The sequence below is a fragment of the Chryseolinea sp. H1M3-3 genome, from assembly GCF_029360725.1.
Classification (GTDB): domain Bacteria; phylum Bacteroidota; class Bacteroidia; order Cytophagales; family Cyclobacteriaceae; genus Chryseolinea.
In genome coordinates this window covers 1-13,054 of sequence record NZ_JARKMY010000003.1, presented here as the reverse complement: position 1 = coordinate 13,054, position 13,054 = coordinate 1, and the positions used below count along the sequence as shown (strand labels likewise).

General features: G+C 42.1%; 12 protein-coding genes. 9 read left to right on the top strand and 3 right to left on the bottom strand.

Annotated elements, in window-relative coordinates:
* The first annotated feature begins 123 nt into the window (after positions 1-123).
* Entirely contained in the window at positions 124-2,529 is a 2,406-nt protein-coding gene (locus P2W71_RS13300; protein WP_276371749.1) for an ABC transporter permease, read from the top strand.
* A 23-nt stretch (positions 2,530-2,552) separates the two neighbouring features.
* On the opposite strand, the gene P2W71_RS13295 is transcribed toward P2W71_RS13300, so the two are convergent.
* The 3 genes from P2W71_RS13295 to P2W71_RS13285 all read right to left on the bottom strand — a co-directional run bounded on the left by P2W71_RS13295 (position 2,553) and on the right by P2W71_RS13285 (position 6,847).
* Positions 2,553-4,949 (bottom strand): ABC transporter permease, encoded by a 2,397-nt coding sequence (locus tag P2W71_RS13295; RefSeq protein WP_276371748.1) that lies wholly within the window; start codon positions 4,947-4,949, stop codon positions 2,553-2,555.
* A 10-nt stretch (positions 4,950-4,959) separates the two neighbouring features.
* Positions 4,960-5,667 (bottom strand): ABC transporter ATP-binding protein, encoded by a 708-nt coding sequence (locus tag P2W71_RS13290; protein ID WP_276371747.1) that lies wholly within the window; start codon positions 5,665-5,667, stop codon positions 4,960-4,962.
* A 70-nt stretch (positions 5,668-5,737) separates the two neighbouring features.
* Complete coding sequence (locus tag P2W71_RS13285; protein ID WP_276371746.1) at positions 5,738-6,847, bottom strand: AraC family transcriptional regulator; 1,110 nt, start codon at positions 6,845-6,847, stop codon at positions 5,738-5,740.
* A 472-nt stretch (positions 6,848-7,319) separates the two neighbouring features.
* Here P2W71_RS13285 and P2W71_RS13280 point away from each other — a divergent pair, with 472 nt between their 5' ends.
* From P2W71_RS13280 to P2W71_RS13245, 8 genes are all read left to right on the top strand, one after another.
* Positions 7,320-7,745, top strand: coding sequence for a hypothetical protein (locus P2W71_RS13280; protein WP_276371745.1), 426 nt, complete (start codon positions 7,320-7,322; stop codon positions 7,743-7,745).
* 167 nt (positions 7,746-7,912) lie between these two features.
* On the top strand, positions 7,913-8,233 hold the full coding sequence (locus P2W71_RS13275) for a hypothetical protein (protein WP_276371744.1): 321 nt from the start codon (positions 7,913-7,915) through the stop codon (positions 8,231-8,233).
* A 169-nt stretch (positions 8,234-8,402) separates the two neighbouring features.
* On the top strand, positions 8,403-8,756 hold the full coding sequence (locus tag P2W71_RS13270; protein WP_276371743.1) for a hypothetical protein: 354 nt from the start codon (positions 8,403-8,405) through the stop codon (positions 8,754-8,756).
* Positions 8,757-8,914: 158 nt separating this feature from the next.
* On the top strand, positions 8,915-9,685 hold the full coding sequence (locus P2W71_RS13265) for a DUF4272 domain-containing protein (protein ID WP_276371742.1): 771 nt from the start codon (positions 8,915-8,917) through the stop codon (positions 9,683-9,685).
* Between the two features lie 152 nt (positions 9,686-9,837).
* Positions 9,838-10,563, top strand: coding sequence for a hypothetical protein (locus P2W71_RS13260; RefSeq protein ID WP_276371741.1), 726 nt, complete (start codon positions 9,838-9,840; stop codon positions 10,561-10,563).
* A 157-nt stretch (positions 10,564-10,720) separates the two neighbouring features.
* Entirely contained in the window at positions 10,721-11,401 is a 681-nt protein-coding gene (locus P2W71_RS13255) for a hypothetical protein (RefSeq protein ID WP_276371740.1), read from the top strand.
* Between the two features lie 185 nt (positions 11,402-11,586).
* The gene (locus P2W71_RS13250) at positions 11,587-12,219 is read left to right on the top strand and encodes a DUF5343 domain-containing protein (RefSeq protein WP_276371739.1); all 633 of its coding nucleotides are present in this window, start codon (positions 11,587-11,589) and stop codon (positions 12,217-12,219) included.
* Positions 12,212-12,802, top strand: a complete 591-nt coding sequence (locus P2W71_RS13245; protein ID WP_276371738.1) for a Swt1 family HEPN domain-containing protein — start codon at positions 12,212-12,214, stop codon at positions 12,800-12,802. The genes P2W71_RS13250 and P2W71_RS13245 overlap by 8 nt, the downstream gene beginning before the upstream one ends.
* Positions 12,803-13,054: the final 252 nt, after the last annotated feature.

Genomic DNA, 13,054 nt, shown 5'->3' with positions numbered 1-13,054 from the left:
GCTGTGACGAAATTCAAATCCTCGTCTTGTATTGTTTTACAAAGGTACACCTCGCTCTGAAGGTTTTTTTAAAGTTTCCCTCGTAAAAAAAAAATTGTTTACTTACAGATTGTTTTTAGAATTATGATAAGAAACTATTTTAAAATTGCCTTAAGAAGTTTGTCGAGAGACCTGAACTATGCACTCATCAATATCCTCGGACTTGCTGTTGGGATTACATGTTGCATCATCATCGCTCTTTATGTACGGTTTGAAATAAGTTACGAGTCTTTTCAGGTTAACCGTAAGGAGATCTTCCGATACATTCCACGTTCGGCCAATGAAGGAGAATTGGCAATGCAAACTTATACACCCGCAGGAATGGCACCTCGGTTTCATAATGACTTTAAGGAAGTTAAGGCTTACTCAAGATTTGCTGTCGTAAACGAGGAACCGAATTTCAAGTACGATGAAAAACAATTGGGCGCCGGTCAGTTTTGCCTGGCTGATAGTGCTTTTTTTCAAATGTTCACTACGCCTCTCATCAGGGGAGAGGCTGATAAGGTTTTGAGTAGGCCTTCAACAATCGCCATCAGCCGCAGCATTGCAGAAAAATTTTTTCCAGGTGAAGATCCAATCGGAAAGTCAATTCAATTTGATAATAAGATGCTATTCGAAATCACAGGCGTGTTCGAAGATGTTCCCCGCAATTCGCATCTGCAATTCTCTTACCTGGCTTCTTTCACTTCGCTGCCGGCGATGATGGAACAACTTTTCCAGTTTAAGAATGACAAGGTGCTAGAAGATATGGGGTCTTGGAACTACACCACATACTTGCATATTCCTCACGGAGTTTCTTCAGACTTGGAGCGGAGGATGAGTGAGAAACTCCACGAATACCAGACAAACAGTCCGGCCAAGGGGGGCAACGTTGAAATTGACTGGCTCCAGCCTTTAGACGATATCCACTTCACCTCGGGAATAAAGGGAGACACTGGCGGCACCGGTAGTCTTGTGTATATAAATGTGTTTTCTTCCGTTGCTATCCTCGTCTTGTTAATAGCTTGCTTTAATTTCATGAATCTGGGTACAGCCCTCGCGTTGGTCCGGGCTAGGGAGGTTGGTTTGCGTAAATCGATCGGTGCTTCACGCATGCAATTGATATGGCAATTCATAGGAGAGAGTCTTTTTCTCATCGCCCTAGCCTTTACAATGGCGTTGCTGATCGTGTCGCTCACACTGCCGTTATTCAACAGACTGATGGGCCTTACGTTAGAACTTAATCTTATTGATGATCCTGTGTTTTTCCTTGTACTCATAGCCATCGGCTTGATCACTGCTTTGGTCGCCGGTGCCTATCCGGCATTCTACCTATCCTCATTTTCTCCTGCCAAGGTGTTGAAAGGCGACAGGATAGTCAGCAACAAGGCAGGGCTAAGAAAGACGCTAACCATTGTTCAATTTGGCATTGCCACGTTTATGATCATCGCTACCATTGTCGTATTGCAGCAAATGTCGTTTATGAAAAATTCCAGCGTCGGTTTCGATCGTGAGCATGTAGTAAGCTTTCCAGCAAGCATTGAGGTGCACCAAAATTACGATCTCTTCAAGGAACGTCTTCTCAATCATAGCGGCATAAAGGCAGTTACCATTTGTAATGCCGTACCTGGCAACACACTCGGACACTGGAGATATGGATTCCCGGGTCAGGATCGGGAGGATGTGAGTATTAATACTGTCGCTACTGATCACGATTATATTGACGTGATGGAACTGCAATTGGTTGACGGGAGGAAGCTTTCTCGCGAGTTTTCAACAGATGATTCGCTTGCGTATCTAATCAATGAAACTGCCGCTCAACAGTTTTTTTTGGATAAGCCAGTAGGCACACCGTTCCAGGTCCTGGATGGTGCTCATCCGGTAGGAACTATTGTGGGGGTTATAAAAGATTATCATTTCCGGTCATTGCAGCATAAGGTCGATCCCTTGGTTATACGCATAGATAGGAACAATGCTTATGTTATTGCAATTAAACTGCAGGGCAACCGGTATAAAGAAACCCTTGAGTTTATAAAAAGGGAATGGGATCAGCTTTCTCCGGATAATGCTTTTAAATACTCGTTCCTCGATGATACATACGACAAGCTTTATAAATCCGAGGAAAAGACAGGTATACTAATGACATCTTTCGCAGGTCTTGCGATCTTCGTGGCCTGTCTCGGGCTGACAGGCCTCGCCTCATTTCTGACCCATCAAAGGAGAAAGGAGATCAGCATTCGCAAAGTACATGGTGCGTCTATCCGACAGGTGGTATCACTGCTCTCATGGGATTTTATGAAACTTGTGCTTCTTGGATTTGCCATGATGGCGCCGCTCGCCTGGTATGCGGTGAAGCAATGGCTTACTAATTTTGCCTATCAGGTTGATATCAGCCCGGTTATTTTTGTGATATCCGGGCTGATGGTGTCTGTCCTTGCTTTTATTACTGTGGGATATCATACTTATAAAGCGTCGCTCAGCAATCCTGCACAGGTATTGCGGGATTCGTAGAGCAATTCTTGTCGTACTTGGGTTTACTCATACGCCAGCGCTTCACGTGTGGTTACTTTGTTTGTTCTGCGGGCTGGAAATACAGATGCGAAATATGATCCCACAGTAATTAATACTACCCAGATTGCTATCGCTATGGGCGAGATGGTTAAGGTTAATGGCGTTCTAAAGGAAATGTTGCCAATGAATACTCCCATAAAGTAGGAGAAGGCAATTGACACGACGAACGCGATCATAATGCTCAGCACACCAATGGTGATACCTTCCCAGACGATCAGCGATTTGATTGTCCCTGGCGTTGCTCCGATAGCACGCATAACCCCGATTTCTCTCGTTCTTTCCAGAACGTTCATGCTAATCGTAGAGGTCAAACCTAAGGTTCCGACAATCGCCATGAGTAAAGCCATCGCAAGAAGTGAATTGACCAAGACTTCCATGTGTGCTGCAACTGCGTTATGCAATAGCCATACCGGTATACTGGCACTGACTCGTATATTGTTGTCTTCAAGAACATCATCAATCTCGCGACTTTTATTTTGTGAATTGTTCCTCGAGCGATCGGAATATGCGATCCGTAGCATTCCTACTTTGCCGGATGACCCAGCGATTTTTGCAAAGGTTGTAATTGAAACATACGCTGTTGCAGGCGAGCCAACATCTTCCGTAAATCCTATGATTTTCCATCGCGTGGGTTTTCCGTCTATAGCGAGCAACACGTCATCACCAATAGTCATTTCGGAGGTCCTCGCCAGTTGGTTAAGCACCACCTCATTTGATCCTGCGGTTTTTAGCCACTGGCCTTCGACTACAGTTGGATTCAATAATTGAGTAGGAACGGGTAGTGCCTGGATAGAGAAACTTCCATGGCCCTTGTCGGGATAAGTTTTTGTGATTTCATATTTGCTATCCTTAATGATGGAACTGGAAGCAAAGTCCCAACCTTCTACTTTAGTTACACCATCGATGGCTTCAATGACGCTGAAAACCGAGTCTGGCAAGAGACGTTCATTTAGTCTGATTTCCTGATCGTATAAGCGCTGCGTGTAAATGCGTTTCAGGTTTGTTTCCCACGCGTCAGATACATTCAATGCAGTCATGAACATGGCGCCGCCGGCGGCTAGTAGTCCTAGCGTTAGTACTAATCTGCTGCGTTGCCGGAAAACATTTCGTAACGAAAGCCTGTATGTGTCTGTGAACAGGCTTGTACGGGAAAGAAATGTGCTCCACCGGTTTACTTTTTGTGTCGACACACCGTAGTTGTCGAGTGCGGCGCGGACCGAAACGCGACTTCCTCGAATGAGCGGGATGGCAGCGGCAATCATCGGAATTAATATGCCCGAAGCAATTTGAATGAACGGTACCCGCAGTGGAATTGATGAATCGGTGATTTCAAGATTAAGCAGCTTTGCTATCTGTGTGTAAAAACCGAACGCTGCCAGTCGGCTTAGGGGAATGCTCACGAGAATGGCAACGACACAAACTACGAGCATCATGAAGAAATACATCGTCGAGATTTGATAAGAACTCCCGCCAATCGTTTTCATTATGCCGATCTGTCTCACCTGCTTGACCATCAGCGTCGCCATTGAAGTAGCCACGAGGATCGAGCCAAGGAGAAGAATCATAAAACTGAAAACTGTAAAAATAGAAAGGACCGCTTCCATCTGGCTTTGATGCGGGTGCTTTCCTGGAGAAGGAACCTGGATTTCGTGGATTTCTATTCCGCGTTGCTTCAGCCAATCAGCCACTTCTTCAGCTTTTTGCGTTATGTGTTGACGTGCGTATTCATTTTCGGATACCTGAATTCTTAAGAGATCGAATCGTGAATTTTCGCCCAGTGCTTTCAAAGTTGCCATCGTGATGTAACCGTACCCCGCTTGCTCTTGCCATGCAGGCGCCAACGCCGGGTCATGTACCACACCACCTATTTTTAACGTCTGCTGACTGCCGTGCGGTGTACGAACAGTGATGGCATCACCTTCACTTGCTCCCATGACCATCAATGCAGTCCGCTCCACCAACATCGTTCCCTCCGTTGGTATTTTTGTCCCTGAGATGTGCCGAAATCTGCTGATCTCCATCTTTTCAAAATCATCAATCACAAAGAAAAGGATCGGATGCCATCGTTCATGGACTTTCATTCGACCAACAATCGTAGAACGTCTCTCAGCTTTCTTTATTCCCGGAAACGTTCGAACGCTGTCAAGCAGCGTGGAAGATATGTCCCCGTCAATTTCAATAGTCGCTGATGCCGGCGCGGTGCTCATATAGTTCGCGTTCATTTCCCGGCTGAGGACCGCATAGCCGCCAAGGATAGATCCTATTCCAAATACACCGATGGCAATGGCCAACACCAGCATCAGGTTTTTAGAATAATCTGAAGTAAGATCACGGATGACCTTCATGTATCTTGGTCTCATCGATAGCGTGTTAAGCGTGGACAGAAATTTGTGCGTTGACCATGCCATCTGCAATGCTGATCGTGTCTTCGAAGTAAGCGGAGAATTCGCGTTCGTGCGTTACTACGATCACCGTCTTTCCTGATTTAGCCAGTTCTGCAAACAACTCGAAAATTGAAGTTGCGGTATGCGAATCAAGGTTTCCCGTGGGTTCATCAGCCACCAGTAGCGGAGGATCATTCGCCAATGCTCGGGCAATCGCCACACGCTGTTGTTGTCCACCGGAAAGTGCTGAAGGAAACTTGCCTGCTTGTTCTTTGATGTTAACTTTTTCCAGCAACGCAAGTGCCTTATCCCGACGTTCTTTTTTTGAATAGGTATTACAAAAGTCCATCGGAAGCATCACGTTTTCGAGAATCGTTAATGTGGGCAGAAGTTGGAAGAATTGGAAAACTACACCAACATTCTTTCCACGCCACGACGCGAGTTCCGTTTCGGATAGCTTATCCACCTTAACGCCGCTAATCGTCACGCTACCTGTTGACGGCCGGTCTATTCCGGTGATAATATTGAGGAGCGTTGACTTGCCGCTTCCTGACTTGCCAGTGATGGCAACGAGTTTTCTGCTTTCGATAGTGAGCGAGACATCGTTCAATGCCATGAAGGTTCCAGACGCTACAGGGTAGGCCTTGCTGACGTTTCGCAGTTCAATGAGGGGTTTGTGTTGCTGGTGAATCATAATGTTTTTTTTGCAACAGTAGAGCACCATGTCTCGAACTACGCTCAAAGGGATCCTGTTGGACGTCCAGCTACATACTATTTTTCTTATACTCCGTCGGTGTGAGGCCGGTGAACCGTTTAAAGATTAGGTTGAAGGTAGACTTCGACTTAAATCCTGCCTCCAGCGCCATACCAAGCAAGTTGTAATGCTGCTTTTGCGGATCAGCCATCAACCGCTTCACTTCTTCAACCCTGTATTTGTTAATGAAGTCGTAAAAGTTTTCGCCCACACCTTCATTAATTAATTGAGATAACTGATTTCGATTTAGTCCAATTTGTTTCGATAGCGAACTCAGTGATAATTCAGCGTCAAGATATGGTTTTTTGTCCTCCATGAATTGGATTAGTTTATCAACGAGGTCCTGACTTGGCTTTTCAGGTTTGGGTAACTGTTGGAATATACGCGGTTCCGGAGGAGTTAGATCCGTATAAAATATCTCACGTTGGAGAATACCTTTATAACCTAACGCAAATATCGAAAGTGACAGCAGGACTCCGACTGACTTCCACACAACGTTCATGATATCAAAGTGTATCACGGCAAACAGACCGAACAAAAAGAAAATGTTGATGACCAGGAAAACACCCATAAAAAATTGCACCCATGAAATGCTAACATTTTCAGTGTTGGAAACTTCCTGTTTGATGACATGTTGATAGTCACGCCACTTTCGGTGAATCAAATATTGATAGCATGAAAATTGAACTACAACGAACACCCAGAAGAGCGTATAAGGCAATCGAGGATGTTCATCGAATATATTCACCAATGAATTTCTGCTCAGGAACGAACCAAAGGAGATTGAACAGAAGATCATTACCAAGAACGGCAGGAAGTGCGCTACAGAACCGGGTGAAAGTCGTACGCGACCACCGGTTAACTCCGTGATGTAAAACCAAAGCAGGGGAGGAATAAGCAGGAAAGTAGGATCGCCCAGGCTGTAGGCTTTGAATGAGAAATGGTGGATGACATCACCTGCATAACGCAAGTGAAAGGTGCTGAAGGTCAAAGCCCCCAGGAGTACCGACAGAAATGTATTTGCCCGCGACTTGCGGACACCTTTATTGTTCAGCAGAAGGATAACAAATACACCGAGGACGATTCCTCCATTGATAAAAATCTGGAACAGTTGACTCATGAATGCTGGCGATGGAGGCTGACGACCGGCCAAATTTAGTACAAAAGACTGTCACAAGCACGTGCGAGGCGTCCATTAGGACGTATTGGACGTGCGTTGAAACAAATTTGTTGCACTTAGTGAGATTGAAAATTTCCATTAGCGACATTCCCTCTTGCTTACAAATGGACCATCCGTGCATATCCGGATATATGCGGGTAACAACACGGTTAAGATAAATCATAAAATAGACCTGTAAATTAAAAATGCCGCGAGCCGCAGAGGTTCCAGGTGAGCTTCATTCAGTACAAACCGCCGAAATTTATGGCTATGTATCTTCAAAAGCCTTCATGATGTTGTAAGTCCGATAAAAAAATTGAAGATTAGCTTTTAGAGCCGACAGATAAAAAAGAAACATGCGAATTCGCATATATTTGGTTGGCTAAACGTAATACGTATAGTAAGTTGTTGTAGGTAATGCGCTAACAAAGACATGAGATTCCCGATCCTGACAATATTGACATTTGCGACAACGACTCTCTTTGGACAGACAGTTCAAAAATGTGACGGCCCGGTTCTTAGTATTATCGCGGACAAAATTGGAAAAGCTAATCAAAAAGAGATAGCTGACTTCTTGTTGACTTTTGGAGAAGAATGCCGAAACAATATTGAATATTCAGAATGGAGCAATGAATTACTTTTCTCCCTTCTGGACAAACAGACAGATTTGACAGTTAACACAATTGAAAAAGAAGAAAAAAGACTTGAAATGGAAGCAATTCTTGAAGACTTGAGTTCACCTCTTCTTGACCCTAACATCAAGGACATAATTTCAAGAATTGAAAGGGTAAAAATTAAAAAAGAACTGAAAGACAAAATAATTGAAAGACTTAGGACGGCAGACGGAAAAGCAAATTAGTGTGGACGCGCACTACCTACAACAAAATGTATGTGCCATTGTGGGGCTCGGTTTAAGTTTTTAGTTTTCTTTTTCAATCAATGTTTGGTGTCGCGGACAATTTACTAATCTTAAACCCACAACGTCACATACATAAACGTTGTAGGTAATGCGCTAATCAAAGGGCAATGATTGGTATTAAAGTTACAATTACAAAATACATTAGTGACGAACCCCAACCAGGGATGGTGGAAGGAAAATTCAAAGATGCGTGGGCCAATGAGTTCATCATGGTTGCGAAAACTGCAATTCTCAGCAGCGAGTCATTAGGGCACGATTCCAAATACCCTCGAGATGGATTTATAGCATGTGAAATTGTTGAAAAATGGACGGACGAAAAAGGAAGAAGATTGGTTAGGATAGACCTCGATAGCCCCTGGGGTGTGGAGACAATTGACGGATTGACAAAATTTGATTTAGAAGAAAGTGCTCTTATTCATTTGAGTTGACACAACGTAAGAGAGCGTGTGACGCCACTACCTACAACAACAAATATGCGCCATTGCAGTTTTGTTGTTAGATTTGAAAGAAAAACTGCAACGGCGCATATTTAAGCGTTGGTGGCAATTTGGCCAGGACAGGTATGGACAACACAAAATTTGACAAGACTAAACAAACTTGAACGAAGTAGCTAAAATAATCACCATTTCAATTTTCTTAACTGGCGTTACTCATCTTGCCCTGCTGATTATTACGAATAAAATTAGAATTAAAAGACTTGTGACTTACGTAGAGAATTTTAGAAGCGCAAATGTCTTGACAAAGAGTGATTACGAGTATTTACGGGATAGATACACGAGTTTTATGGGTTACATGGAATCTTTTCCAGATAAGACATACTATAAAGTAATGTATGACAATCCCGAATTTGATCAATTCGTTCACAAAATGCGGAGAAGACTTAGATACTATGCAATTGTTGCCGCAGTGACATTGATAGTATTGATTTTTATTTTACCGACAAGTACCTAGAAAAGAACCAATTGACGTTTGGAATTATGTAGGGGGGGTGGCCACACAGCCACCAACAACATGTATGGTCCATTTAAATTTTTATTATTTTTAACGCCAAGGTAAATTTAAACGGCCCATACATCAGCGTTGTGGGCAACTCTTTTATGGAAGTTAGCATGAGATATTTGGGACTTATTTTCGGACACTTTTTTCTATTTAGCTGCGGACAGAATAGAACCAAACAAAATGAAAACTCATCTTTTGACAGCATGATGATCAAACCAGATTATTCCAGTACTACTAATTTGACTGGAGAGGAGCGCAAACGCAGGACGAATGAATTCTTAAAGGAATTAAAGATCCCAACCTTGGAGCATCTTCCGCTAGTAGAAGATTTCAAAGAGGCTAGGTTTAGGAACGATAGAGAAGTTGCGGAGAGATGCATCATCTTATATGGAATCATCTTCGTTGTACATGGAGAAGCTTCAGGAGAGGAAATGACTGAGTATTTGAAAGAGTTCGCTCTATGGGACAAAGTTTCACCGAATGAAAAAAAATTCTTAGAAAACAAGAATCCAAGTGATCAGGATAAGGTAGAACATAGTTGGAAGATAGAAAGCTTAAACGTTTTATTATGGTCACTTAACAAATTTGATGACTTAGAATTACCTATTGACATGTGCGACTTCGAGCATATCGAAGATTTGCCTGACCTAAGTATTGATCCGACCGCTTGGATTGAAAAATCTAGATTGCGTAACAAGGAAGAAATCCTGAACCAAGTTGACCTTATTTACAGAATGCATTGGGCAACGAGAGACGCGGAGTTAAATAACAAAAAAATTCCGGGAGACTTTCATCCTGGAATAGTATTCGAGAGACATTATGCTTTGAACTGGTTGGTAATGTATGCTGACGAGTGGGACGACATAACGACTGACACGTAAAAGAGCAGCCCACAACAATGCATATAATCAATGGTGGGGTTCAGTTTAAGTTTTAAATATTTATCTTCGTTCAACGCTCAGTTAACGGTTGACAGATTCTACTTCGAACACCCACCACTGTTTATATGTTAGCGTTGCCAGCAATTGTTAAAATGAGAGAAGTACACGAATTATTACCGACTGAAGGACTTTTACTTCTGGACATTAAATTGACAACCGGACAGCAACTCCTTGCCAAAACGATAGAGGAATTTGTTCTTTTAGGAGTTATCGGAATTGAGACAAGGCACTTCGAAGATCAAAAAGTTGTAGTAGTAAGTGAGAAGAATTTTGAGAACTCTTACTTAAAAGACTATCATAATTTGTTCCTGGCATCAATTAGGGAACACTATCAAGCGTACAGCGAAGTGACAGCTAAAAATGCATTGACTCCGAAAAAGCTTATTGGTTCTGTACGGTACAAACTTGACTTCAATGATAAGAATTACAAATTTGGACACATTTACGACAGACTAAAACTTTGGGAGTTAGCTAAGAATAGATTTCCGCACTACTACATTAACAAACCTTTGACAAGAAAGGGTGAAGAGTTAAGGAGCAAATTAAAGGGACTTATTGACAGTCTTGACCAAGAAGTTAAAACAAATAAAGATAAAAACAGACTTAGTGAATTAAGTAACGGACTTGGATTTAATGTCATTTTGATCCCTGGAGTATTTAAAGAACTAGGACAAAATGAGTTCGACAAACCAAAATACTTTGTGGGACCAGGACTGGAAATTCAAAATTCCTTTCTGCAGTGGGAGATTTTAGATAGAGCAAATTTGCATGTACTTGAACCGGAACTATTTGACTTACCCGACGACATCGATGACTAACAACAGCTGGCAACAACATGTATGTGCCATTGTGGGGTTCGGTTTAAGTTTTTAGTCTTATCTTTCAAGCAACGTTTGGTGTTGTGGAACAATTTACTAATCTTAAACCCACAACGTCACATACATAAGTGTTGGCGGTAGTTGCAACCGGACAAGGATGAACAACCAAGAAACATTTATTCAATACTCTCTACCAGACTCAAGAATTGGACAAGCTGTTAGAGAAAAGGGAATTGAAATGGCTTGGCTAAAAATTGAATTTTTTATTAGACAATTTACGACCGCCTTGCCCGAGAGTCCGGATGATTCTCGTTGGGATGCTATTGAGTTGCATATATTCAGTGGCTTTGAGGATTTGAAGACAGACGACAAATGTTGGACTGCGATCAATTCAGCAAATCAAAAATTTGGAGAAGGACAAATTATCAATGTGCAGCAACCACAACTTTACGACAACCCACCAAAAAAAGAGACGATTTGGCGACTTAAAAAAGAGACATTTAAAGATGCAATAGACCTTTTGATATCTGGTGATCCATGGCCAAAGCAACAACTCGGGCCAGTGGAATTAATGTTTAGTTATGACTTTCATCTAAAGGACAATAAATCAAAGAAAATTTTGGACGGCTCGCCCTTCCAGTCTGGAATAATGTTTTGGTTGACTCGGACGAGCTTTTGTTCACCGACACTGAATTTTCCTTTTCAAAACGCAGACGAGTCTTTTTGGGACTATGTGAAAGAGATGGAGCCTTATATGCCTTTTAAATTTGACAAGAAATATTTAAGACTTGTAACAAAAAATAAGAAAGGCACGGGGTACAAATGGAGAAAGTTGTGAGATTGCAACAACCGCCAACAAAATATATGCATCATTGCCTGTGACGTTCTAGTTTGTTAAATTAAAGGTCAAATAACGTTTTGCACGTGGGACAATGATGCGCTTTGAACACGGCAACGCTGCATATATAGCCGTTGGCAGTCATTTCCGTCACGACAGATAGTTATATTATAAAAATAGACCACATGGCAGCAGAAATACCGTATATGTCAGCACCAGGATCAATCTCCAAAATTCTGGAAAAGATCAGGGAGGCTGCAACTCCTGAATCGTTTAGCCAAGATTTCCTGAGTACGAAACTTGGATTTAATGGAGGAAACTATTTAACCTTCATTTCATGGGCAAAGAAATGCGGATTGTTGAACAGTGATGGAAGTCCTACTCAACTTTACAAACAATTTAGGAACCCTGCTACATCGTCTCACAGTTTAGGAAAGGCTCTGCGCATTGGGTATGCAGAGTTATATTCCAGAAACGAGTATTGTCATGACCTCGATAAAAAGGGATTTAAAGGGCTGGTAATGGAAGCCACCGGTGAAGCACATGATTCAGCGAAGGTCGACAGGATTGTTAGCACATTTTTTAATGCAAAAACCCTAGCAACGTTTGACGGCTCTCCGGAGGTCAAGAAAGAAGATAATAAAGATGACAGTAAGCCGAACAAAGAAGAAACTCAAATTCATGCACTTAGTCATTCGCGCGGGAAGACATCGATTGGATTAAACTATACAATCAATCTCGTGCTTCCTAAAACAGATGACCCAGCAATTTATAATGCGATTTTTAAATCTTTAAAGGAAAATTTATTGAATGACTAAACCGGACATTGAATCGAAGATTAAATTGTTTGCATTAGCGAATTCCTTGACTGAGAATGCGCTTGATAACATTGAAAGGGAACACCTCGTCGACCTCGGAAGAAAAGAGCCCGTTCAAGCAAAGCGCAGGGAATATTACTTGCAATTTGACTCAAAGTTCAGACAGGAAGCACAAATTATGGCAGAACATTATGAGGTGTTTTACTGTCTTGAGCGTTCAATACGAAGTTTGGTGATGCAATTGATGTTAGAAAAGTATGGTGAAGATTGGTTCAATACCAACGTTGACGAGGAAATACGAAAGAATGTCGAAAAGAATATCCAGAGAGAAGAGGATTCTGGTTTTACGATCCGGTCGGAGGAAAAAATTGATTATACCACTTTCGGTGAACTAACTCAAATCGTAACAAAGAATTGGCCAGCGTTTGAAAATCTATTTAAACGTGGACAACGTGCCTTTCAGAGAATTACCAATAATCTAAATCAATTAAGAGGCCCGATTGCCCACTGCTGTCCATTGGCTGACGATGAAGTTGTGCGTTTAGAGCTGACGGTTAAGGACTGGTTTAGACTTATGGAATAGGAAACAACTGCCAACAAAGTGTATAAAACATGGCTGGGGTTCAGTGTAAATTTGTAGTTTGTTTTCAAATTACGGTGGGTCACGTGGGACAGTACAGCGCTTTGAAAGCCCAGCCACGTTTCATACACAAACGATATCTATGATCAAATCAAGAGATTTGTAAATTATTTTTCAGTGTGGTTTGATACGGAGTTCCACGTTTGATGACAGCCACAATTCGATGAATTAATTTATTTCTTACTGCATTGATGA